The 23645-nt window shown below is 70.5% G+C and carries 18 protein-coding genes; 16 read left to right on the top strand and 2 right to left on the bottom strand.

Annotation, left to right across the window (positions count from 1 at the left end):
* Positions 1-11 precede the first annotated feature (11 nt).
* The 5 genes from IQ210_RS05795 (at position 12) to IQ210_RS05775 (ending at position 4705) form a co-directional block, all read left to right on the top strand.
* Positions 12-1100, top strand: coding sequence for an S-(hydroxymethyl)mycothiol dehydrogenase (locus IQ210_RS05795; protein WP_194077739.1), 1089 nt, complete (start codon positions 12-14; stop codon positions 1098-1100).
* On the top strand, positions 1100-1729 hold the full coding sequence (locus tag IQ210_RS05790; protein ID WP_194077736.1) for an MBL fold metallo-hydrolase: 630 nt from the start codon (positions 1100-1102) through the stop codon (positions 1727-1729). Before IQ210_RS05795 ends, IQ210_RS05790 begins: the two co-directional genes overlap by 1 nt.
* 195 nt (positions 1730-1924) lie before the next feature.
* The gene (locus IQ210_RS05785) at positions 1925-2287 is read left to right on the top strand and encodes a bifunctional 3-phenylpropionate/cinnamic acid dioxygenase ferredoxin subunit (RefSeq protein ID WP_194077734.1); all 363 of its coding nucleotides are present in this window, start codon (positions 1925-1927) and stop codon (positions 2285-2287) included.
* Positions 2284-3444, top strand: a complete 1161-nt coding sequence (locus IQ210_RS05780) for an NAD(P)/FAD-dependent oxidoreductase (RefSeq protein WP_194077732.1) — start codon at positions 2284-2286, stop codon at positions 3442-3444. Before IQ210_RS05785 ends, IQ210_RS05780 begins: the two co-directional genes overlap by 4 nt.
* Positions 3445-3574: 130 nt before the next feature.
* The gene (locus IQ210_RS05775; protein ID WP_194077730.1) at positions 3575-4705 is read left to right on the top strand and encodes an aromatic ring-hydroxylating oxygenase subunit alpha; all 1131 of its coding nucleotides are present in this window, start codon (positions 3575-3577) and stop codon (positions 4703-4705) included.
* A 2-nt stretch (positions 4706-4707) separates the two neighbouring features.
* On the opposite strand, the gene IQ210_RS05770 is transcribed toward IQ210_RS05775, so the two are convergent.
* Complete coding sequence (locus tag IQ210_RS05770) at positions 4708-5454, bottom strand: IclR family transcriptional regulator (protein ID WP_194078189.1); 747 nt, start codon at positions 5452-5454, stop codon at positions 4708-4710.
* A gap of 202 nt (positions 5455-5656) precedes the next feature.
* On the opposite strand from IQ210_RS05770, the gene betA reads away from it, so the two are divergent.
* Both betA and IQ210_RS05760 read left to right on the top strand, forming a co-directional pair.
* Complete coding sequence (betA, locus tag IQ210_RS05765) at positions 5657-7333, top strand: choline dehydrogenase (RefSeq protein WP_194077728.1); 1677 nt, start codon at positions 5657-5659, stop codon at positions 7331-7333.
* A 3-nt stretch (positions 7334-7336) separates the two neighbouring features.
* Positions 7337-8173 carry a methylenetetrahydrofolate reductase gene (locus IQ210_RS05760; RefSeq protein WP_194077715.1) on the top strand — a complete coding sequence of 279 codons (837 nt, stop codon included), beginning with the start codon at positions 7337-7339 and terminating at the stop codon, positions 8171-8173.
* Positions 8174-8239: 66 nt separating this feature from the next.
* On the opposite strand, the gene purU is transcribed toward IQ210_RS05760, so the two are convergent.
* Positions 8240-9112: a formyltetrahydrofolate deformylase gene (gene purU, locus IQ210_RS05755; RefSeq protein ID WP_194077713.1), complete on the bottom strand. Its 873-nt coding sequence runs from the start codon at positions 9110-9112 to the stop codon at positions 8240-8242.
* 216 nt (positions 9113-9328) lie between these two features.
* On the opposite strand from purU, the gene IQ210_RS05750 reads away from it, so the two are divergent.
* The 9 genes from IQ210_RS05750 (at position 9329) to IQ210_RS05710 (ending at position 23627) form a co-directional block, all read left to right on the top strand.
* Entirely contained in the window at positions 9329-10798 is a 1470-nt protein-coding gene (locus IQ210_RS05750; RefSeq protein ID WP_194077711.1) for an aldehyde dehydrogenase family protein, read from the top strand.
* Positions 10799-10818: 20 nt separating this feature from the next.
* The gene (locus IQ210_RS05745) at positions 10819-11904 is read left to right on the top strand and encodes a quaternary amine ABC transporter ATP-binding protein (RefSeq protein WP_194077709.1); all 1086 of its coding nucleotides are present in this window, start codon (positions 10819-10821) and stop codon (positions 11902-11904) included.
* Positions 11904-13907: an ABC transporter permease gene (locus IQ210_RS05740; protein WP_194077707.1), complete on the top strand. Its 2004-nt coding sequence runs from the start codon at positions 11904-11906 to the stop codon at positions 13905-13907. Before IQ210_RS05745 ends, IQ210_RS05740 begins: the two co-directional genes overlap by 1 nt.
* 13 nt (positions 13908-13920) lie before the next feature.
* A complete protein-coding gene (locus IQ210_RS05735) occupies positions 13921-14883 on the top strand; it encodes an ABC transporter substrate-binding protein (RefSeq protein WP_194077705.1) in 963 nt (320 codons plus the stop codon).
* A gap of 195 nt (positions 14884-15078) precedes the next feature.
* On the top strand, positions 15079-17517 hold the full coding sequence (locus IQ210_RS05730) for a GcvT family protein (protein WP_194077703.1): 2439 nt from the start codon (positions 15079-15081) through the stop codon (positions 17515-17517).
* A 13-nt stretch (positions 17518-17530) separates the two neighbouring features.
* A complete protein-coding gene (locus tag IQ210_RS05725; protein WP_194077701.1) occupies positions 17531-18391 on the top strand; it encodes a bifunctional methylenetetrahydrofolate dehydrogenase/methenyltetrahydrofolate cyclohydrolase in 861 nt (286 codons plus the stop codon).
* Positions 18388-19620: a sarcosine oxidase subunit beta family protein gene (locus IQ210_RS05720; RefSeq protein ID WP_194077699.1), complete on the top strand. Its 1233-nt coding sequence runs from the start codon at positions 18388-18390 to the stop codon at positions 19618-19620. The genes IQ210_RS05725 and IQ210_RS05720 overlap by 4 nt, the downstream gene beginning before the upstream one ends.
* A gap of 25 nt (positions 19621-19645) precedes the next feature.
* Positions 19646-23044: a sarcosine oxidase subunit alpha family protein gene (locus IQ210_RS05715; protein WP_194077696.1), complete on the top strand. Its 3399-nt coding sequence runs from the start codon at positions 19646-19648 to the stop codon at positions 23042-23044.
* Positions 23037-23627: a sarcosine oxidase subunit gamma gene (locus tag IQ210_RS05710; RefSeq protein ID WP_194077694.1), complete on the top strand. Its 591-nt coding sequence runs from the start codon at positions 23037-23039 to the stop codon at positions 23625-23627. Before IQ210_RS05715 ends, IQ210_RS05710 begins: the two co-directional genes overlap by 8 nt.
* Positions 23628-23645 lie beyond the last annotated feature (18 nt).

Raw genomic sequence — 23645 nt, 5'->3', positions numbered from 1 at the left:
GAGGAGTGGCCATGACGCACCAGGTCCGTGCTGTCGTCGCGCGGGGCAAGGGCGCCCCCGTCAGCCTGGAGACGATCATCGTGCCCGACCCGGGACCGGGCGAGGCGCTGGTGAAGATCGAGGCCTGCGGGGTCTGCCACACCGATCTGCACTACCGCGAGGGCGGCATCAACGACGACTTCCCCTTCCTGCTCGGCCATGAGGCCGCCGGTGTCGTGGAGTCGGTGGGGGAGGGCGTCACCGACGTCGCCCCCGGTGACTTCGTGATCCTCAACTGGCGTGCGGTGTGCGGACAGTGCCGGGCCTGTCTGCGCGGCCGCCCCCAGTACTGCTTCAACACCCACAACGCCAAGCAGAAGATGACCCTGGCCTCCACCGGCGAGGAACTCTCGCCCGCGCTGGGCATCGGGGCCTTCGCGGAGAAGACGCTGGTGGCGGCGGGGCAGTGCACCAAGGTCGACCGGTCGGCCTCGGCGGCCGCCGCCGGCCTGCTGGGCTGCGGCGTGATGGCCGGCATCGGTGCGGCCATCAACACCGGCGGCGTCGGACGCGGCGACTCGGTCGCCGTCATCGGCTGCGGCGGTGTCGGTGCCGCGGCGATCGCCGGGTCGAGCCTGGCAGGCGCGGCGAAGGTCATCGCCGTCGACATCGACGACCGCAAGCTGGAGACCGCTAAGAAGCTGGGCGCCACGCACACCGTCAACTCCAAGGCGACTGACGCCGTCGAGGCCATCCGTGAGCTGACCGGCGGCTTCGGCGCCGACGTCGTCGTCGAGGCGGTCGGCCGCCCCGAGACGTACCAGCAGGCGTTCTACGCCCGCGACCTCGCCGGCACCGTCGTCCTCGTCGGCGTGCCCACCCCGGAGATGAAGCTCGAACTGCCCCTGCTCGACGTCTTCGGCCGGGGCGGCGCGCTGAAGTCCTCCTGGTACGGCGACTGCCTCCCGAGCCGGGACTTCCCGATGCTCATCGACCTCTACCTCCAGGGCCGGCTCGACCTCGACGCCTTCGTCACCGAGACCATCGCCCTGGACGAGGTTGAGAAGGCCTTCGAGCGGATGCACGACGGCGACGTCCTGCGCTCGGTGGTGGTCCTCTGATGGCCGCCCGCATCGAACACCTCGTCACCTCGGGCACGTTCTCCCTGGACGGCGGCACCTGGGACGTCGACAACAACGTGTGGATCGTCGGCGACGACACCGAGGCGATCGTCATCGACGCCGCCCACGACGCCGAGGCGATCGCGGCGGCCGTCGGCGGGCGCACCCTGCGGGCCATCGTGTGCACCCACGCCCACAACGACCACATCGACGCCGCGCCCGCGCTCGCCGAACGCACCGGCGCCCCGGTCCTGCTCCACCCGGAGGACCTCCCGCTGTGGAAACAGGCCCACCCCGACCGGGCGCCGGACGCCGAACTCGCCGACGGGCAGGGCATCTCGGTGGCCGGCATCGAGCTCACCGTGCTGCACACGCCCGGCCATGCGCCCGGAGCGGTCTGCCTGTACGCGCCGGCCCTGACCGCCCTGTTCAGCGGTGACACGCTGTTCTGTGGCGGGCCGGGGGCGACGGGACGGTCGTACAGCCACTTCCCGACCATCATCGACTCGATCCGGGACCGGCTGCTGACGCTGCCCGGCGACACCGTCGTCCACACCGGGCACGGGGAGACGACCACCCTCGGCGCGGAGGCCCCGCACCTGAAGGAGTGGATCGACCGCGGCTTCTGACCGCTCCCACGGGGCTTTCGTACGGCGCCCGTTCCGCCTGTTTCCGCAGGTGGGCCGGGCGCTTCGAGCTGCCCGGAGACCCGCCCGCAGAACCGTTCGAACAGGGCGTGGTGATGCCTTGACAACGGTTCGGAGCGGCCCGCAGACTGGCGTTGCGTCAATCGCAATCCGTTTCGCTATACGCACCGAGGTGTCATGATGATTCCCGCGTGCCGTCTCGCGGATCTCCCGCGAGGTGAGGCCCACCGGCTCGACATCGATCCGCCGGTCTCGGTGTTCCACACCGACGACGGCGAGCTCTTCGCCATCGACGACACCTGCACCCACCAGGACGCGTCGCTCGCCGACGGCTGGCTGGAGGGCTGCGAGGTGGAATGCCCGCTGCACGCCTCGAAGTTCGACCTGCGCACCGGCGCGGTGGACGCCCCGCCGGCCAAGCTCCCGGTCCGGACCCACGAGGTCGTCGTCGAGGACGGCATGGTCTACGTCCAGTTGTCCACGGCGGCCCCCAACCTGCCGCCCTGCATCTCGGCCCGGCTCGCCGGAGGTCCCGCGTGAGGACCGTCGCCGTGGTCGGCGCGTCGCTGGCCGGACTGTCGGCGGCGCGCTCACTGCGGAAGCAGGGCTACGACGGCCGGCTGGTCGTCGTCGGGGACGAACCGCACCGCCCCTACGACCGGCCCCCGCTGTCCAAGGAGTTCCTGGCCGGCACCCTCGGTGAGGCCGAACTCGCCCTGGAGACCGACGACGAGGACCTGGCGGCGGAATGGCTGCTCGGCACCCGCGCCGTCGGCCTCGACCACCGCGGCCGCACGGTCCGGCTCGCCGACGGACGGGAGGTCCGCGCCGACGGCTTCGTCCTCGCGACCGGCGCCGCGGCCCGCACGCTGCCCGGCTCCGAGGGCCTCGCCGGGGTGCACACGCTGCGCACCCTGGACGACGCCCGCGCCCTGCGCGACGAACTGGCCCGCGGCGGACGGCTGGTGGTGATCGGCGGCGGCTTCATCGGCGCCGAGGTCGCCTCCACCGCGTACGCCCTCGGCCTGGAGGTGACCGTCGTCGAGGCGGCCCCGACCCCGCTCGCCGGCCCGCTCGGCGAGACCATGGGCGCCGTCGTCTCCGGTCTCCACGCCGACCACGGCGTACGCCTGGTGTGCGGCGTCGGTGTGAAGGGGCTGAGCGGCGAGAGCCGCGTCGACGCCGTCCTGCTGGAGGACGGCTGCAGCCTCCCCGCCGACATCGTGGTCGTCGGCGTGGGCGCCCGCCCCAACGTCGAGTGGCTGGAAGGCTCCGGCATCGCCCTCGACAACGGCGTCAAGTGCGGCGCCGACGGCCGCACCAGCCTGGCCGCAGTGGTCGCGGTCGGCGACTGCGCCAACTGGTACGACCCGCGCGCGGGCCACCACCGCCGGGTCGAGCACTGGACCGGCGCCCTGGAGCGCCCCGACGCCGCGATCGCCACGCTGCTGGCGCAGGGCGCGGTGGAACCGGGGGTGCCCCGGCCGCCGTACTTCTGGTCCGACCAGTACGGCGTGAAGATCCAGTTCGCCGGTCATGCCGCCGCTGCCGACAGCGTGACCGTCGAGGCGGGCAGCGCGGACGGCCGTGACGTGCTGGCCGTCTACCGGCGGGCCGGCGACCCGGTCGCCGTGCTCGGGATGAACCAGCCGAAGCTGTTCACACGCTGGCGCAAGCAGCTGGGCGCTCCGCGGTGAGCAGCGAGATGGGTCGTATGTCGCCCGCGCCGCCGTTGTGGCTGGTCGCGCCCCGCGGCGGAGCCGCAAGAAAGCACCGCCCCGCGCCCCTATGGGGCGCCCTCACCACGACGTTCCCGAGGAGTGCACCGTGACCTCGACCAGCCTGCCGGACAGTCTGATCGCCACCCTTCCCGGCTCCTCCTACACGGATCCGGCGATCTTCGCCCAGGAGCAGGAGCGCATATTCGAGACCATGTGGTTCTGCGTCGCGCGCGCCTCCGAACTGGCCAAGCCCGGCGCCTTCCGCACCGTCGACGTGGGCCGCGAGAGCATCCTCGTCACCCGCGCGCGTGACAACTCGATCCGTGCCTACTTCAACGTCTGCCGGCACCGCGGAGCCAAGCTGTGCACCGAGGAGTCCGGCGAGGTCAAGCGGGCCTTCCAGTGCCCCTACCACGCCTGGACCTACGACCTGAACGGCAAGCTGGTCGCGGCCCCCAACCTCACCAAGATGCCCGACGTCGGCCGCACCGAGTACGGCCTGGTGAGCGTGGCCGTGCGGGAGTGGCTCGGCTATGTCTGGGTGTGCCTCGCGGAGAACCCGCCCTCCTTCGAGGAGGACGTCATCGGCGAGGTCGTCTCCCGCCTCGGCGACGTCGAGTCGATCGAGCGCTACGACATCGACAACCTGTCCGTCGGCAGGCGCATCACGTACGACGTGAAGTCGAACTGGAAGCTCATCATCGAGAACTTCATGGAGTGCTACCACTGCGCGACCATTCACCCCGAACTGACCGAGGTGCTCCCGGAGTTCGCGGACGGTTACGCAGCCCAGTACTACGTGGGCCACGGCGCGGAGTTCGGTGAGGAGGTGCAGGGCTTCACCGTCGACGGCTCCGAGGGCCTGGACCGTATCCCGGGTGTCGCGGACGACCAGGATCGCCGCTACTACGCGATCACGGTCAAGCCGCAGGTGTTCATCAACCTCGTGCCCGACCATGTGATCCTCCACCGGATGTACCCGGTGGCCGTCGACCGCACGATCGTGGAGTGCGACTGGTTGTATCTGCCGCATGTGGTGGAGAGCGGGAAGGACGTGAGCCGGTCGGTGGAGCTGTTCCACCGGGTCAACCAGCAGGACTTCGACGCCTGCGAGCGCACCCAGCCCGGCATGAGCTCCCGTATGTACGCCAAGGGCGGTGTGCTGGTACCCAGCGAGCACCACATCGGTGCCTTCCACGACTGGGTGAACGAGCGCCTGGGCCTGTCCCAGGGCTGACCTCAGCCCAGGTAGCCCATGCGGTGGCTGATCTCCTCGGCGCCCTTGACCAGCACCGGGGAGAGCTCGTGCAGCCGCTCCTCGGTGAACCGGTAGGCCGGTCCCGAGGCGCTGAGCGCCGCGATGACCTCGCCGTCCCGGTTGCGGACCGGGGCGGCCATGGCGTGCAGGCCGACCTCCAGCTCTTCGAGCGTGAAGGCGTAGCCGCGCTCCCGCGCCTCGGCGAGGTTCTTCTCGAGCTTCGTCTTGGCGGTGATGGTGGCCGGGGTGACCTTCTTCATACCGGCCTCGGCGAGCAGCGCGGCGCGCTCCTTCGCGGGCAGGTGGGCCAGCAGGATCTTGCCGCTGGAGGTGGCGTGCAGCGGGGTCAGCTGGCCGACCCAGTTGTGCGCGGTGATCGCTCCCGGCCCGCGCACCTGATACAGGTTGATCGCGTAGTGCTCCTGCATGACGGCGATGTTGACCGTCTCACCGATCTCCTCGGCGAGCCGCTCGCAGACGGGGCGGCCTTGCTGGGTGATGTCGATACGCCCCGTGACCGCGCCGGCCAGCCGCACGATCCCGAAGCCGAGCCGGTACTTGCCCCGCTCTCCGGCCTGCTCGACCAGACCCCGGGCCTCCAGGGCGCCGAGCAGGCGGAAGGCGGTGGACTTGTGGACGTCGATCTCACCGGCGACCTCACTGACGCCCGCCTCGCCACGCTGCGCGAGGATCTCCAGGACGCTGATGGCCCGGTCCACCGACTGCACGCCGCCGGCGTGTGAATTCGACGTTTCCGTATCAGTGCTGTAGTTGCTCACAGTGAAACTATACGCGCAGTAAACAACGCGCCTGCAAGTAACGACCCTGAAACCAAGTCGTTTGAAGTTGCGCGGTTCGCAACCTGGTGCGTATAGCGCGACCGGCGCTAGCATGCCTCGCATATCTACGGCGCGAGCGAGACGAGGCACCATGGCTCCTGTGCAGTACGACTTCGTCATCGTCGGTGGCGGTTCCGCCGGCAGCGCCCTGGCGAACCGGCTCTCCGCGGACCCGGCCAACCAGGTGCTGGTGCTGGAGGCGGGCCGGTCCGACTATCCGTGGGACGTCTTCATCCACATGCCCGCGGCGCTGACCTACCCGATCGGCAGCCGCTTCTACGACTGGAAGTACGAGTCCGAGCCCGAGCCCCACATGGGCGGCCGGCGCGTCTACCACGCCCGCGGCAAGGTGCTCGGCGGTTCCAGCAGCATCAACGGCATGATCTTCCAGCGCGGCAACCCCATGGACTACGAGCGCTGGGCCGCCGACCCGGGCATGGAGACCTGGGACTACGCGCACTGTCTGCCGTACTTCAAGCGCATGGAGAACTGTCTCGCCGCCGACCCCGACGACGAGTTCCGCGGCCACGACGGCCCGCTGGTGCTCGAACGCGGCCCGGCCACCAACCCCCTCTTCGACGCCTTCCTCAAGGCCACCGAGGAGGCGGGCTACGCGCCGACCGACGACGTCAACGGCTACCGGCAGGAAGGTTTCGCCAAGTTCGACCGCAACGTCCACCGAGGACGTCGGCTGTCGGCCTCGAAGGCGTACCTCAAGCCCGCGCGGAAGCGCCCGAACCTCACCGTGAAGACCCGCGCCTTCGTCACCCGCGTCCTCTTCGAGGGCAAGAAGGCCGTCGGCGTCGAGTATCAGCGCGGCAAGGGCGCGCCCCAGCAGGTGCGGGCCAAGGAGGTCATCCTCTGCGGCGGCGCCATCAACTCCCCGCAGCTGCTCCAGCTCTCCGGCGTCGGCAACGCCGACGAACTGCGCGCCCTCGGCATCGACGTCGTCCACGACCTGCCGGGCGTCGGCGAGAACATGCAGGACCACCTGGAGGTCTACATCCAGTACGCCTGCAAGCAGCCCGTCTCCATGCAGCCGTACCTGGCGAAGTGGCGCGCCCCCTTCATCGGCCTTCAGTGGCTGTTCAGGAAGGGCCCCGCCGCCACCAATCACTTCGAGGCCGGCGGCTTCGCGCGCAGCAACGAGGACGTGGACTACCCCAACCTGATGTTCCACTTCCTGCCGATCGCGGTCCGCTACGACGGCTCCGTGCCCGCCGGCGGCCACGGCTACCAGGTGCACGTCGGACCCATGTACTCCGACGCCATCGGCTCGGTGAAGATCAAGAGCAAGGACCCGCGCGAACACCCCGCCCTGCGCTTCAACTACCTCTCCACCGAGCAGGACCGCCGCGAGTGGGTGGAGGCGATCAGAGTCGCCCGCAAGCTCCTCAACCAGCCCGCGCTCGCCCCCTACAACGGCGGCGAGATCTCGCCCGGACCCTCCGTCGAGACGGACGAGGAGATCCTCGCCTGGGTCGCCAAGGACGGCGAGACCGCGCTGCACCCGTCCTGCACCTGCAAGATGGGCCCCTCCTCCGACGAGATGTCCGTGGTCGACCCCCTGAGCATGCGGGTGCACGGCGTCGACGGGCTGCGCGTGGTCGACGCCTCTGTCATGCCGTACGTCACCAACGGCAACATCTACGCCCCGGTCATGATGGTCGCCGAGAAGGCCGCCGACCTGATCCTCGGCAAGGAGCCGGAGGCGCCGTCGAAGGCCGCGTACTACCGCCACCGCGACGCCCAGAAGCAGGCGGGGTAGACCTTGGGCGCCGCAGGACTGAGGCCGCTGCTGGAGAACGTCCGCTACGAGGTGCTGCCCGCGAAGGCCACCGAGGACAAGGTCCTCGCCCATGTCCCGCGCGACGTCGTCGTCACCGTGACGGCGTCGCCGGTCAAGGGCCTGGAACCGACCCTCGATCTCGTCGGCCGGCTCGCCGCGCACGGCTACCGGGTCGTCCCGCACGTGCCCGCGCGGCTGCTGCGGGACGACGCCCATCTGAAGGACGTCGTGGACCGGCTGGCCGAGGCGGGCGTGGCCGACGTCTTCGTCCCGGCCGGCGACGCCGACCCGCCCGCGGGCGGCTACGACGGGGCACTGCCGGTGCTGCGCAGGCTCGGTGAGCTGGGCAGCCCCTTCGCCCGCGTCGGCGTCACCGGCTACCCCGAGAGCCATCCGCTCATCCACGACGACATCACCATCCAGGCGATGTGGGACAAGCGCGAGCACGCCACGTACATCGTCAGCAACCTCTGCTTCGACCCCAGGGTGCTGGGGGAGTGGCTGAGTCGTATACGGCGCCGGGACGTCACCCTGCCCGTCCACGTGGGCGTCGCCGGGCCCGTGCAGCGGGCGAAGCTGCTGGCGATGGCCACGAAGATCGGGGTGGGGGAGTCGACGCGGTTCCTGACGAAGCACGCCTCGTGGTTCGTGCGGTTCGCGGCGCCCGGTGGCTACGCCCCCGAGCGGCTGCTCGGCCGCACCGAGGCGGCCCTCACCGCGCCCTCGGCCGGGGTGGCGGGCCTGCACCTGTTCACGTTCAACCAGATCGCCGAGACGGAGAAGTGGCGGCGCGCGCTGCTGGACCGGCTCGGCGCCTGAAGCCGTATACAAAGAAAAAGGGGGGGGCGGGTCCGGAGTCCGGACCCGCCCCTCGTCGTGCACGACTCAGCGGAAGACCACCGTGCGGTTGTCGTCCACCATCACCCGGCTCTCGCTGTGCCACTTCACCGCGTGCGCGAGCACCTGCGCCTCGACGTCCCGGCCCACCGTGACCAGGTCGCCGGGGTCGAGCGAGTGGTCCACGCGGACCACGTCCTGCTCGATGATCTGGCCCTCGTCGAGGTCACTCGTCACATAGTGCGCCGTCGCGCCGATCAGCTTCACGCCGCGCTGGTAGGCCTGGTCGTAGGGCTTGGCGCCCTTGAAGCTGGGGAGGAAGGAGTGGTGGATGTTGATGGCCTTGCCCTCCAGCTGCTTGCACAGGTCGTCGGAGAGGATCTGCATGTAGCGGGCAAGGACCACCAGGTCGATGTCCAGGTCCCGGACGAGTTCCAGCAGCCGCGCCTCCGCCTCCGGCTTGGTGTCCCGGGTGACCGGGACATGGTGGAAGGGGATGCCGTAGGTCTCCGCGAGCCCCTCGAAGTCCCGGTGGTTGGAGACGATCGCGGGGATCTCGATGTTGAGGGCGCCGGTGCGCTGCCGGAAGAGCAGGTCGTTCAGGCAGTGCCCGAACTTGGACACCATGATCAGCGTCCGGGTCGGCGTCGACGCGTCGCTGAGCGTCCAGGTGATGTTGTAGGCCTGCGCCACCGGGCCGAACCGGTACCGCAGTTGCTCCAGACCGGTGTCGGGGTCGGAGACGTCGAAGTGGACCCGCATGAAGAAGCGGCCCTGAAGTCGTTCGTCGAACTGCTGGCTTTCCAGGATGTTTCCGGAGTTCCTGACGAGAAAGCCGCTCACGGCGTGGACCAGCCCGGCGCTGTCGGGACAGGAGACGGTGAGGACGTATTCGCGGCCAGGTTGCGGTCGAGGGGACATCTGAGCCTCCGTCGGTGCGTATTGCACAACACAGTGAGCGATACGCAACATGGTTGGCCTGGATGGGGCCCTCGGTCAAGAGAGAGGGGCCGATGAGCACCTTGCGAAATCGTCATCCGCCAACCTCTTGACGCCTGTCTGGACATTCGCCAGGGTGTTCCATCACAAGCAATCGGGTGCACAATGCGCAACGGCTTCCCTGGAAAGGCTCGGCGCGTGGCAGACCTGTACGTGGATGGACAATGGCGGGACGCGGTGGCCGGCGGCCACCGGGAGATCCGCTGCCCCGCAGACGGCACGGTCGTGGCGACCGTCTCGGAGGGAACCCGCCCGGACGCGGAGGCGGCGATCGCCGCGGCCCGTCGCGCCTTCGACGAAGGGCCCTGGCCGGGCACCCCCGAGCGGGAGCGCGGCGCGCTGCTGCTGCGCACCGCCGACCTGATCGAGCGCGACGCCAAGGAATTCGCCCGCGCCGAGTCGCTGGACACCGGCAAGCGGCTGGTGGAGAGCGAGTACGACATCGCCGACGTCGTCTCCTGCTTCCGCTACTACGGCGGCCTCGGCGGCACCGACACCGGGCGGGTCATCGACACCGGCCGGGACGACGCCGTCAGCCGCGTCGTGTACGAGCCGATCGGCGTCTGCGGACTGATCACCCCGTGGAACTACCCGCTGCTGCAAGCCAGTTGGAAGGTCGCCCCGGCCCTCCTGGCCGGCAACACGATCGTCCTCAAGCCCAGTGAGCTCACCCCCTCCACCTCCGTCCTGCTGATGCGGGCGCTGGAGGAGGCCGGGCTTCCGGCCGGTGCCGCCAACCTCGTGCTGGGCACGGGCCCCGAGGTGGGCGCCCCGCTCTCCGAGCACGGGGACGTCGACATGGTCTCCTTCACCGGCGGCCTGGAGACCGGCAAGCGGATCATGGCGACCGCCGCGGCGAGCGTGAAGAAGGTGGCGCTCGAACTCGGCGGCAAGAACCCCAACGTCGTGTTCGCCGACGCCGACTTCGAGACGGCCGTGGACTTCGCCCTCACGGCCGTCTTCCTGCACTCGGGCCAGGTCTGCTCGGCCGGCGCCCGGCTGATCGTCGAGGACTCGCTGCACGACCGCTTCGTCGACGAGGTCGTCCGCCGGGCCCGGCTGATCCGGCTCGGCGGGCCCTTCGACACCGAGGCCGACACCGGGGCGCTGATCTCCGCCCAGCACCGGGACAAGGTCGAGGCCTACGTGGCCGCCGGGATCGCCGAGGGCGCCGTACTGCGCTGCGGCGGAGAACGCCCCGCCGACCCAGCGCTCGCGGAAGGCCACTACTACCCGCCGACCGTCCTCGACGAGTGCCGGCAGGACATGCGCGTGGTGCACGAGGAGTCCTTCGGCCCCGTCCTCACCGTGGAGCGCTTCACCGACGAGGACGACGCCGTACGCATCGCCAACGACACCGAGTACGGACTCGCCGGAGCCGTGTGGACGCAGGACGCCGGGAAGGCCCAGCGGGTCGCCCGGCGGCTGCGGCACGGCACGGTGTGGATCAACGACTACCACCCCTATGTGCCGCAAGCGGAATGGGGTGGCTTCGGGCATTCGGGTGTGGGCCGGGAACTGGGACCGACCGGCCTCGCGGAGTACCGAGAGCCCAAACACATCTGGCAGAACATCCAACCCCGGCCGCAGCACTGGTTCCGCGGCTGAACGCCGAAAGAAGGTCGAACGTGACCACACAGACCGAGGTGCCGCAGCGGGGCAGCACCCCTCAGGACTCGGGCGCGACCCCGGTCATCTCCGTGCGCAGGCTGTGGAAGGTGTTCGGGCCGAAGGCCGACCAGGTGCCGGACTCCGAGGAGCTGTGCGGCCTGACCCGCCGCGAGCTCATGGACCGCACCGGCTGTACCGCCGCCGTGCGAGACGTCCACTTCGACGTCTCGCCCGGCGAGGTCTTCGTCGTCATGGGCCTGTCCGGCTCCGGCAAGTCCACCCTGGTGCGATGTCTCACCCGGCTGATCGAACCCACCGCCGGCGAGGTCGTCTTCGAGGGCGAGGACATCCGCCAGGCCGACGCGGCGCGCCTGCGCGACCTGCGCCGCCGCAAGTTCTCCATGGTCTTCCAGCACTTCGGTCTGCTGCCCCACCGTCGCGTCGTCGACAACGTGGCGTTCGGACTGGAGATCCGGGGGATGAGCCGGTCCGAACGCACCAGGCGCGCCCAGGAGGTCGTCGAACTCGTCGGCCTCGCCGGCTACGAGAACTCCTACCCCGCCCAGCTCTCCGGCGGTATGCAGCAACGCGTCGGCCTCGCCCGGGCGTTGGCCGGCGACCCGGACGTCCTCTTCTTCGACGAACCGTTCTCCGCGCTCGACCCGCTGATCCGCCGGGACATGCAGAACGAGGTCATCCGGCTGCACCACGAGGTCGGCAAGACCATGGTGTTCATCACCCACGACCTCTCCGAGGCCCTCAAGCTCGGCGACCGCATCCTCATCATGCGCGACGGCAAGATGGTCCAGTGCGGCACCGGCGACGAACTCGTCGGCGCCCCCGCGGACGACTACGTACGGGAGTTCGTGAAGGACGTGCCGCGCGGTGACGTCCTCACCCTGCGCTGGATCATGCGCCCGCCGGCCGACGGCGACGAACTGGACGGCCCCGAGCTCGGTCCGGACGTGGTGGTCAAGGAGGCCACCCGCGCGGTCCTCGCGGCGGACCGGCCGGTCAAGGTCGTCGAGAACGGCAAGCTGCTCGGCATCGTCGGCGACGAGGAGATCCTCGCAGTGGTCGCCGGGCAGGAAGGCGGCCACTGATGACCGTCGCGATAGAGAAACCCGAGCAGACCGAGAGCGTCGGGAAACAGGCCGCTCCCGCGAAGCCCGAGCGCAAGGTCAACCGGTCCATGGTGGTGGCGGCGATCTTCGTCGTCTGGCTGGTCCTCTTCGTCGTGCTGCGCGGCAAGCAGACCCTCGCGCTGGCCGCGGCCGACCTGACCGACCTGCACCGCTGGTTGAACGACGTCAACGACTCCATCGGCGCGAACCGCAACTCCAACCCGCTCTTCCTGTACTTCTTCAACGAGATCCGCCTGGTCATCGACAACGTGGTGACCTTCGTCCAGGAACTGATCTCGCAGCCCACCGGCGACCGCCCGGTCCCGCAGATCGGCTGGCTCGGGGTCGTCGGCATCGCCGGCTATGTCTCCTGGGCCGTGGGCAACTGGCGGGTCGCGCTGCTCGCGGTGGCCGGCTTCACCTTCCTCGGTCTCCAGGGCCTGTGGCAGGAGAGCATGGACACCCTGGCGCTCACCGCGTCCGCCGTCCTCGTGGCCCTGCTGTTCGCGATCCCGCTCGGCGTGTGGGCGGGACTGTCCGACCGGTTCAACGCGATCGTGACGCCCTTCCTGGACCTCATGCAGACGATGCCGACCATGGTCTACCTGGTCCCGCTGACCCTGTTCTTCCAGATCGGCCCCGCCTCCGCCACGATCGCCACCCTGATCTACGCGGCCCCGCCGACGATCCGCATCACCGCGCACGCCATCCGCTCCGTACCGGAGACGACGGTCGAGGCGGCCGACTCGCTCGGCGCCACCCGGCGGCAGTCCCTCCTCAAGGTCCTGCTGCCGATGTCCAAGCGGACCGTGGTGATGGGCGTCAACCAGACCATCATGGCCGCGCTGGCCATGGTGACCATCGCCGCCCTGATCGACGCGCCCGGCCTCGGCAAGACCGTCGTCCAGGCCCTCCAGTCGCTCGACGTCGGCACCGCCTTCAACGCGGGTCTCGCCATCGTCGTCATGGCGATCGTGCTGGACCGGGTCACCACCGCCGCGAGCGCGCGTGAGGAGGCGTCCCGCGGTTCCGGCAGCTGGTTCCTCGCCTGGCGCCGGCCCCTGCTGGGGGCGGGCGGGGTGGTCACGGTCGTGCTGATCTACATGTCGCACACCTATGTGTGGGCGGCGGAGTTCCCCGGCGAGGGCGGCATCGGCAGCAACATCGCCAGCGCCGCCGACACCGCGACCAACTGGGCGCAGGACAACCTGTCGGGCCTCACCAACGGCTTCCGGGACGCGATCACCAACGGTCTGCTCAACCCGTTCCAGACCCTGCTCACCGACTCCCCGTGGTGGCTCGTCGGCGCCGCCCTCGTCGCACTCGGCGTCGTCCTCGGCGGCCGGACCGCGGGCATCACCACCGCGGTCTGCGTGGGCCTGCTCGTCGGCACCGGCGTCTGGTCGGACAGCATGACGACGCTCGCCTCCACCGTCGTCGCCACCGTCCTCGTGATGGTGCTCGGCATCGGCTTCGGGGTCTGGATGGGACGCAGCGCCCTGGTCGACCGGCTCCTGCGGCCCACCCTCGACGCGGCGCAGGTCATGCCGCCGTTCGTCTACCTCGTACCGTTCCTCGCGCTGTTCGGCGCCACCCGCTTCACGGCGATCGTCGCGGCCGTCGTCTATGCCGCGCCCGTCGCCATGAAGATCGTCGCGGACGGGGTCCGGAACGTGCCCGCCACCACCGTGGAGGCGGCCACCTCGGCCGGGTGCAACACCTGGCAGATCATCACCAAGGTCCAGCTGCCGATGGCCCGCAGCGCCCTGACCCTCGCCACCAACCAGGGCCTGATCTACGTGCTGTCGATGGTCGTGGTGGGCGGCCTGGTGGGCGCGGGCGCCCTCGGCTACGACGTCGTGGCCGGCTTCTCGCAGGGCCAGCTGTACGGGAAGGGGCTCGCCGCGGGGCTCGCCATCGTCCTTCTCGGAGTCATGTTCGACCGGATCACTCAGGCAGCGGCTCGCCGCGCCGGCGCTTAAGGAGCACCACACCATGGCAAGACACTGGCGGGCCGGCGCGGCCGGCATGGCGATACTCGGCCTCACCCTGACCGCCTGCGGCGGCGCGAAGGTCGGCGACGACAGCGCCGGCGGCTCGGGCGAGTCCGGCAAGTGCGGCACCTTCAACCTCGCGGTCAACCCGTGGGTCGGCTACGAGGCCAACGCGGCGGTCCTCGCCTACGTCGCCGAGAACGACCTCCACTGCAAGGTCAACCAGAAGGACCTGAAGGAGGAGATCGCCTGGCAGGGCTTCGGCACCGGCGAGGTCGACGCCGTCGTGGAGAACTGGGGCCACGACGACCTGAAGAAGAAGTACATCACCGACCAGAAGACCGCCGTCGAGGCCGGCACGACCGGCAACGAAGGCCTCATCGGCTGGTACGTGCCGCCGTGGCTGGCCAAGGCGCACCCCGACATCCTCGACTACAAGAACCTCAACAAGTACGCGGCCAACTTCAAGACCTCCGAGTCCGGCGGCAAGGGCCAGCTCCTCGACGGCGACCCGTCGTACGTCACCAACGACGAGGCGCTGGTGAAGAACCTCAAGCTGGACTTCAAGGTGGTGTACGCGGGCAGCGAGACCGCCCTCATCCAGGCCTTCCGCAAGGCGGAGAAGGACAAGGAATGGGTGATCGGCTACTTCTACGAGCCCCAGTGGTTCATGTCCGAGGTGCCGCTGAAGAAGGTCAAGCTCCCCGCGTACACGTCGGGTTGCGACGCGAACGCCGAGAAGGTCGCCTGCGACTACCCCGTGTACAAGCTGGACAAGATCGTCAGCGCGAAGTTCGCCAAGTCGGGGAGCCCCGCCTATGACCTGGTGAAGAACTTCAACTGGACGAACGACGACCAGAACACGGTCGCCAAGTACATCGCGGTGGACAAGATGAAGCCCGAGGCGGCCGCGAAGAAGTGGGTCGAGGCCAACCGCTCCAAGGTCGACGCCTGGATCAAGTGACCCGCAGGTCACAGACCGGTCGAACACGCCCGGTGGGCGGCGCGCACTCCCTGCGCGCCGCCCACCGGGCGTTCCTGTTTCCCGGCTGTTCGCCGACGTCACCGGACCTCTTGACACCCACCTGCACGGCAGGCACATTGAGTTGCGCAACCTGAATCACGTTGCGCAGAAAGCAACTCAACCGGAGGTGCGGCGATGGCGGGACCCCGAGTGGTCATCATCGGAGCGGGAGTCGTGGGCGCGGCACTCGCGGACGAGATCTCCGCGCGCGGCTGGACCGAAGTGACCGTGGTCGACCAGGGCCCGCTCCCGGCCACCGGGGGCTCGACCTCACACGCCCCGGGCCTGGTCTTCCAGACGAACTCGTCCAAGACCATGACCGAACTGGCCCGCTACACCGTCGAGAAGTTCTGCTCCCTCGACGTCGACGGCAAGCCCTGCTTCCTCCAGGTCGGCGGTCTGGAAGTGGCGACCACCCCCGAGCGACTGGCGGAACTGCACCGCCGGCACGGCTGGATCACCGCCTGGGGCATCGAGTCCCGGCTGCTGACCGCCGACGAGTGCGTGGAGCAGCACCCGCTGGTCGACCGCGACAAGGTCCTCGGCGGTCTGCTGGTCCCGACCGACGGCCTCGCGAAGGCCGTCCTCGCCGTCGAGGCGCAGATCCGCCGGGCCGGCGAGCGCGGCGTCCGCTTCCTCGCCCGCCACGAGGTCCTCGACGTCCTCAAGGCCGACGGCGAGGTCACCGGCGTCCTGACCGACCAGGGCGAGATCCCGGCCGACATCGTGGTGTGCTGTGCCGGCATCTGGGGCCCGAAGATCGCCCGCATGGCCGGGATGAACCTGCCGCTGACCCCGCTGGCCCACCAGCTCGCCTGGACCGGCCCGGTCCCCGCGCTGGCCGGCCAGACCGAGGAGGCGGTCCGCCCGATCCTGCGCCACCAGGACGCCGACCTCTACTACCGCGACCGCTACGACGGCATAGGCATCGGGTACTACGGCCACCGCCCGATGCCGATCTCCGCCGATGACATCCGCGCCTTCGACGACAACGCCGAGATGCCGTCGGTCCTGAAGTTCACCGAGGAGGACTTCGAGCCCGCCTGGGCCGAGACCCAGTCGCTGCTCCCCTCGACCCGCGAGGCGAAGATCGAGGAGGGCATCAACGGCCTGTTCTCCTTCACCACCGACAACTTCCCGCTCCTCGGCGAGTCCCAGGACGTCAAGGGCTTCTGGGTCGCCGAGGCCGTGTGGGTCACCCACTCCGCGGGCGTCGGCCGGGCCATGGCCGAATGGCTGGTCGACGGCCACTGCTCGTCCTTCGACCTGCACGAGTGCGACGTCAACCGCTTCGAGCCGCACCAGCTCTCCCCGGAGTACGTCCTGGCCCGCGACTGCCGGAACTTCGAGGAGGTCTACGACATCCTCCACCCCCTCCAGCCGTCCGGGGACCCGCGCCCGATCCGCACCAGCCCCTTCCACGCTCGCCAGCAGGAGCACGGCGCCTTCTTCCTGGAGGCGAACGGCTGGGAGCGCCCGCAGTGGTACGAGGCCAACGCTCCGCTGGTCGAGGGCCGCACCATCCCCACCCCCAACGACTGGGCCGCCCAGTTCTGGTCGCCGATCGTCGGCGCCGAGGCCCAGGCCACCCGCGAGACCGTCGCCCTGTACGACATGACGGCCCTCAAGCGCCTCGAGGTGAGCGGCCCCGGCGCCGCCGACCTCCTGGAGCGGCTGTGCACCGGCAAGGTCGCCAAGTCCGTCGGCTCGGTGACGTACACCCTGCTCCTCGACCACGACGGCGGCATCCGCAGCGACATCACCGTCGCCCGCCTCGCCCGCGACCTCTTCCAGGTCGGCGCCAACGGCAACCTCGACCTCGACTGGTTCACCCGCCACCTCCCGGCCGACGGCACCGTCCAGGTCCGCGACATCACGCCCGGCACCTGCTGCATCGGCCTGTGGGGACCGCTCGCCCGCAAGGTCCTCCAGCCCCTGACGGAGGAGGACTTCAGCAACGACGGCCTGAAGTACTTCCGCGCCAAGCGCGCCTACATCGGCAGCGTCCCGGTCACGGCGATGCGCCTGTCCTACGTCGGTGAACTCGGCTGGGAGCTCTACACCACCGCCGACCAGGGCCAGAAACTCTGGGACACCCTGTGGCAGGCGGCGCAGCCCCTCGGCGGCGTCATCGCCGGCCGCGGCGCCTTCAACAGCCTCCGCCTGGAGAAGGGTTACCGCTCCTTCGGCACCGACATGACCTACGAGCACGACCCCTACGAGGCCGGCGTCGGCTTCGCCGTCAAGCTCGACAAGGGCGACTTCATCGGCAAGGCCGCGCTGGAACGCCGCAAGTCCGACGTACGGCGCAAGCTCACCTGCCTCACCATCGCCGACCCGCACTCGGTCGTCCTGGGCAAGGAACCGGTCTACGACGGTGACCGCGCCGTCGGCTACGTCACCAGCGCCGCCTACGGCTACACGATCGGCAAGGGCATCGCCTACGCCTGGCTCCCGACGGAACTCACCACCCCCGGCACGGCTCTGCACATCGGCTACTTCGACCAGCGCGTGGAGGCGACCGTCGCCGAGGAGCCCCTGTTCGACCCGACCATGTCCCGCCTCCGTGGCTGACCGAGGGAAGACGATGACCGCCCAACTCCTCGACGGCAAGGCGACCGCCGCCGCGATCCGCCGCGAACTCACCGAGCGCGTGGCCAAGTTGACCGCCCTCACGGGCCGCCCGCCGGGCCTCGGCACCGTCCTGGTCGGCGACGACCCCGGCAGCCGTGCCTACGTCGGCGGCAAGCACCGCGACTGCGCCCAGGTCGGCATCGCCTCGATCCGCCGCGACCTGCCCGCCGACGCGACCCAGCGGCAGGTCGAGGACGTCATCGACGAACTCAACGCCGACCCGGCCTGCACCGGCTACATCGTCCAACTCCCGCTCCCCAAGCACCTGGACGCCAACGCCGTACTGGAACGCATGGACCCGGCCAAGGACGCCGACGGCCTGCACCCCGTCAATCTCGGCCGCCTCACCCTCGGCGTCGAGGCCCCGCTGCCGTGCACCCCGCGCGGCATCGTCGAACTCCTGCGCCGTTATGACGTCCCCCTGGCCGGAGCCCGCGTCTGTGTGATCGGCCGCGGCATCACGGTCGGCCGCCCCATCGGCCTGCTGCTGACCCGCCGCTCCGAGAACGCCACGGTCACGCTCTGCCACACCGGCACCAAGGGCCTGGCCTGGCACGTCCGCGAGGCGGACATCGTCATCGCCGCCGCGGGCTCACCCGCCCTGATCACCCCCGACATCCTCCGCCCGGGCGCGGCCGTCCTGGACGTGGGTATCACCCGCACCGACCAGGGCCTGGTCGGCGACATCCACCCGGACGCCGCCCAGGTCGCCGGCTGGCTGGCGCCGATGCCGGGCGGAGTGGGCCCCATGACCCGCGCGATGTTGCTCGCCAACGTCGTCGAGGCCGCCGAGAGGAACGCGAACACCGTATGAGCCCCCGAACCCCCGGCGCCGAGCTGCCGGAACACCCCGACTGGCTGTGGCGCACGCCCGAGCCGAAGCGGTCGTACGACGTCGTCATCGTCGGCGGCGGCGGCCACGGCCTCGCGACCGCCCACTACCTCGCCAAGAACCACGGCATCACCAACGTCGCCGTCCTGGAGAAGGGCTGGCTGGCGGGCGGCAACATGGCCCGCAACACCACGATCATCCGCTCCAACTACCTGTGGGACGAGAGCGCGGGCATCTACGAGCACGCCCTCAAGCTCTGGGAGGGCCTGGCGGACGAACTCGACTACCCGATCCTCTTCTCCCAGCGCGGCGTGCTGAACCTCGCCCACAGCCTCCAGGACGTCCGCGACAGCGTGCGCCGAGTGGAGGCGAACCGCCTCAACGGCGTGGACGCGGAGTGGCTCGACGCGGACGGCGTCAAGGACGTCTGCCCGATCGTCAACATCTCCCCTGACGTGCGCTACCCGGTCCTCGGCGCGACGTACCAGCCCCGCGCGGGCATAGCGAAGCACGACCACGTCGCCTGGGGCCTGGCCCGCTCGGCGGACGCGGCCGGCATCGACATCATCCAGAACTGCGAGGTCACCGGCCTGGACGTGGTCGGCAACCGGGTCGTCGGAGTCCAGACGAACCTGGGCCCGATAGCGGCGGGCAAGGTGGCCCTGTGCTCGGCGGGCCACACCTCCGTCCTGGCGGCCATGGCGGGCATCGAACTCCCGGTCCAGAGCCACCCGTTGCAGGCCCTGGTCTCGGAACTCCTGGAACCGGTCCACCCCACGGTGGTCATGTCCAACGCCGTCCACGTGTACGTATCGCAGGCGCACAAGGGCGAGTTGGTGATGGGCGCGGGCATCGACGCGTACAACTCCTACACCCAGCGCGGCGCCTTCCACATCATCGAGGAACAGATGGCGGCGGCCCTGGAGCTCTTCCCGGTCTTCGCCCGCGCCCACGTCCTGCGCACCTGGGGCGGCATCGTCGACGTGAGCCCGGACGCCTCACCGATCGTGGGCCTCAGCCCGGTGCAGAACCTCTACCTGAACTGCGGCTGGGGAACGGGCGGCTTCAAGGCCACGCCCGGAGTGGGCTGGGTCTACGCCCACACGATCGCCAACGACGCCCCCCACCCCCTCAACGCCCCCTTCTCGCTCGACCGTTTCACCACCGGCGCGCTCGTCGACGAGCACGGCGCTGCCGCGGTGGCCCACTAAGGGATCCTCAAGGGAGCCGAACGACATGCTGCTGATCCCCTGCCCGTGGTGCGGGCCCCGCGACGAGGCCGAGTTCCACTACGGCGGCCAGGCCCACGTGCCCTACCCGGAGACCCCGTCGACCCTCACCGACGAGGAATGGGCCCGCTACCTCTTCTTCCGCGACAACCCGAAGGGCCCGTTCGCGGAACGCTGGAGCCACGCGGCGGGCTGCCGCCGCTGGTTCAACGCGATACGCGACACCTCGACGAACGAGATCCTGACGGTGTACAGGCCAGGAGAGGAACGCCCGGCACCTGTGAAACCCAAGCCCGTCATCCCGGCCCGTCCGGCGTCCGAGGACGAGGCGGCACTTTTGAACGCCACCCCGCATCCCTCAGCTCGTCCGGCGTCCGAGGACGAGGCATTGCCGTCCCGAACCCCCACCCACCCGCAGGGGGCTTCGCCTTCTGATGCCGGTCCGGGTATCCCAGCCCGTCCGGCGTTTGAGGACGAGGCCCTTTCGGGGCCGACGGGGGGCCAGGGGGCGGAGCCCCCTGACGGGGTCGAAGGGGCGGAGCCCCTTCAGGATGGGACGGGTAGGGGCGGCGGGGGCGAGGAAACCCAACCGTTCCGCCACCCCACCCGAGGCCGAATCACCCGCACCACCCCCCTCACCTTCACCTTCGACGGCACCGAATACCAGGGCTACCAGGGCGACACCCTCGCCTCCGCCCTCCTCGCCAACGGCATCATCCAGACCGGCACCAGCATCAAACTCGGCCGCCCCCGAGGCATCTTCTCCGCCGGCGTCGAAGAACCCAACGCGGTCATCCAGATCGAGGAGCCCTTCCCCGAGCCGATGCTCCCCGCGACAACGGTCGAGCTCTACGACGGCCTCGTCGCCACCAGCCTCCCCGGCCAGGGCCGCCTCGCCACCACCCCCGACCCGGCCCGCTACGACGCCGTACACGCCCACTGCGACCTCCTGGTCGTCGGCGCAGGCCCCGCCGGCCTCGCCGCAGCCGCCGCAGCCGCCCGCAGCGGCGCCCGCGTCATCCTCGCCGACGACCAGCCGGAACCCGGCGGCAGCCTCCTCGGCACCGCCGAACACCTCGACTGGGTGAGGCAGACCACCGCCCTCCTGGCCACCGCCCCCGAGGTCCGCGTCCTGCCCCGCACCACGGTCTTCGGCTACTACGACGACAACCACCTCCTGGCCGTCGAACGCCGCACCAACCACCTAGGCGCGGCGGCCCCCGCGAACACCTCCCGCGAACGCGTGTGGCGCATCCGCGCCCGCCGGGTCGTCCTCGCCACCGGTGCCCACGAACGCTCCCTCGCCTTCCCGGACAACGACCGCCCCGGCGTGATGCTGGCCTCCTCGGCCCGTACGCACATCAACCGGCACGGCGCCCTGCCGGGCCGTCGCGCGGTCGTCTTCACCACCAACGACAGTGCGTACGCGGCGGCGTTGGACATCAAGGCGGCCGGCATCGAGATCACCGCGATCGTCGACGCCCGCCCCGAACCGGGGGAGTGGGCCGACCGCGCCCGCGAGGCCGGCATCGAGGTCCTCCCCGGCCACGCCGTCGTCGGCACGGAGGGCGACCCGCGGATCACCTCCGTGACCGTCGCGCCGTACGGCGAGTCCGCGGGCCAGCAGCAATTCGCCGTCGACCTCCTCCTGGTCTCCGGCGGCTGGAACCCGGTCGCCCACCTGTTCAGCCAGTCCGGCGGCAAGCTCCGCTACGACGACGAACTCGGCTCCTTCGTCCCGGACTCCGGCCGCCAGGCGGTCGAGGTCGCGGGCGCCGCGAGCGGCGTGTTCACCCTCGCCGGAGCCCTCGCCCAGGGCGCCGCCGCGGGCACCCGCGCGATCGAGGCCGAGGGCTACACCGCCAAGGCCCCCCGCCTTCCGGCCGTCGCCGCCCAGCCGTACACCCCGCCCCTGCACGTGTACGTCGTCCCGGGCCCCTCGGACGCGGACGCCTCCCGTTTCGTCGACCTCCAGCGTGACGTCACCGTCGCCGACCTGACCCGCGCGACCGGCGCCGGCATGCGCTCGGTGGAGCACACCAAGCGCTACACGACGGCCGGCACCGCCAACGACCAGGGCAAGACCTCCGGGGTCCTGGCCAGCGGCGTCGTCGCCGAACTGCTCGGTGTGGACATCTCGGCGCTCGGCACGACGACCTTCCGTCCGCCGTACACCCCGGTCTCCTTCGCCGCCCTCGCGGGCCGCGACCGGGGCGTCCTGAGCGACCCGGTCCGCACGACGGCCATCCACGAGTGGCATGTCGCGCACGGCGCCCTGTTCGAGAACGTCGGCCAGTGGAAGCGCCCCTGGTACTACCCCCAGGACGGCGAGGACATGGAGGCGGCCGTCCTGCGCGAATGCGCCGCGACCCGCGAGAGCGTGGGCTTCATGGACGCCTCCACGCTCGGCAAGATCGACGTCCAGGGCCCGGACGCCGGAGCCTTCCTGGACCTGCTCTACACCAACATGATGAGCACCCTGAAGGTCGGCATGGTCCGCTACGGCGTCATGTGCCGTCCGGACGGCATGGTCTTCGACGACGGCACCGTCATCCGCGTCGCCCAGGACCGCTTCCTGGTCACCACGACGACCGGCAACGCCGCGACCGTACTGGACTGGATGGAGGAGTGGCTCCAGACGGAGTGGCCGGACCTGAAGGTCCACTGCACCTCCGTGACGGAGCAGTGGGCCACGGTCGCCCTGGTCGGCCCGAAGTCCCGCGCGGTGCTCGGCTCGCTCGCGCCCGAACTCGCCGTCGCCAACGACGACTTCCCGTTCATGGCCTGGCGTGAGACGACCGTCGCCGGCATCGAGGCCCGGGTCTGCCGGATCAGCTTCTCCGGTGAACTCGCCTACGAGATCAACGTGTCGCCCTGGCGGGCGCGCGCCCTCTGGGAGGCGCTGTACGAGGCCGGCGCCCCGTACGGCATCACCCCGTACGGCACCGAGACCATGCACGTCCTGCGCGCCGAGAAGGGCTACCCGATCATCGGCCAGGACACCGACGGCACCGTCACCCCGCAGGACCTCGGCATGAGCTGGGCGGTCTCGAAGAAGAAGCCCGACTTCATCGGCAAGCGCTCCTACGCCCGCGCCGACACCGTCCGCCCCGACCGCAAGCACCTGGTCGGCCTGCTCCCCGAGGACCCCGGCACCTTCCTCCCGGAGGGCACCCACCTGGTCGCCGACAGTGTGCTGCCCGCCCCGCCCGTGCCGATGCTCGGCCACGTCACCTCCAGCTACCGCAGCGCCGCCCTCGGCCGGACCTTCGCGCTCGCCCTGATCAAGGGCGGCCGGGACCGCATCGGCGAGCGGCTCTACGCCCCCGTCGGCGACCAGCTGGTCCCGGTGACCGTCGCCAGCCCCGTCCTCTACGACCCCGAGGGAGCCCGCCGCGATGGCTGACACCGCACTCACCAGCCCCCTGGCCCACGCCGCCGGTCGTCTGGCCGCCGCCACCCGCGGCTCCGGCGGCGCGATCCGGCTGGCCGAACTCCCCTTTCTGACCCAGCTGAACGTGCGCTTCGACGCCAAGGGCCCGGCGGCGGAGGCCGTCGGGCTGGCGCTGGGCCTCCAGCTGCCCCTCCAGCCCAACACCGTCGTCCGCGCGGGGGAGTTGACCGCGCTCTGGCTCGGCCCCGACGAATGGCTGCTCGTCGCACAGCCGGGCAGCGAACGGGAGTTGGAGAGCCGGATCAGGGAGGCCGCGGGCGCCGAGCCGGTCTCCGTCACCGACGTCTCCGCCCAGCGCACCACCCTCCTGGTCACCGGCCCCCGCGCCGTCGACCTGCTGGCCCACGGCTGCGCCCTGGACCTGCATCCGCGGGCCTTCGGCCCGGGCCGCTGCGCCCAGACCACCCTCGGGCGCACGCAGGTGGTGCTGGTCGCCCGCGACGAACCCCGGGCCGGATTCTGGGTCCTGGTCCGCTCGTCGTTCGCCGGCTATCTGGCGGACTGGCTGCTCGACGCGGCGACCGAATACGTCTGAGCGGCCGCTGCCGTCATC

This window comes from Streptomyces justiciae (genome assembly GCF_015163075.1).
Taxonomy (GTDB): Bacteria; Actinomycetota; Actinomycetes; order Streptomycetales; family Streptomycetaceae; genus Streptomyces; species Streptomyces justiciae.
Note: the sequence above shows the minus strand (reverse complement) of the source record. Positions and strands in the feature narration are given on the sequence as shown.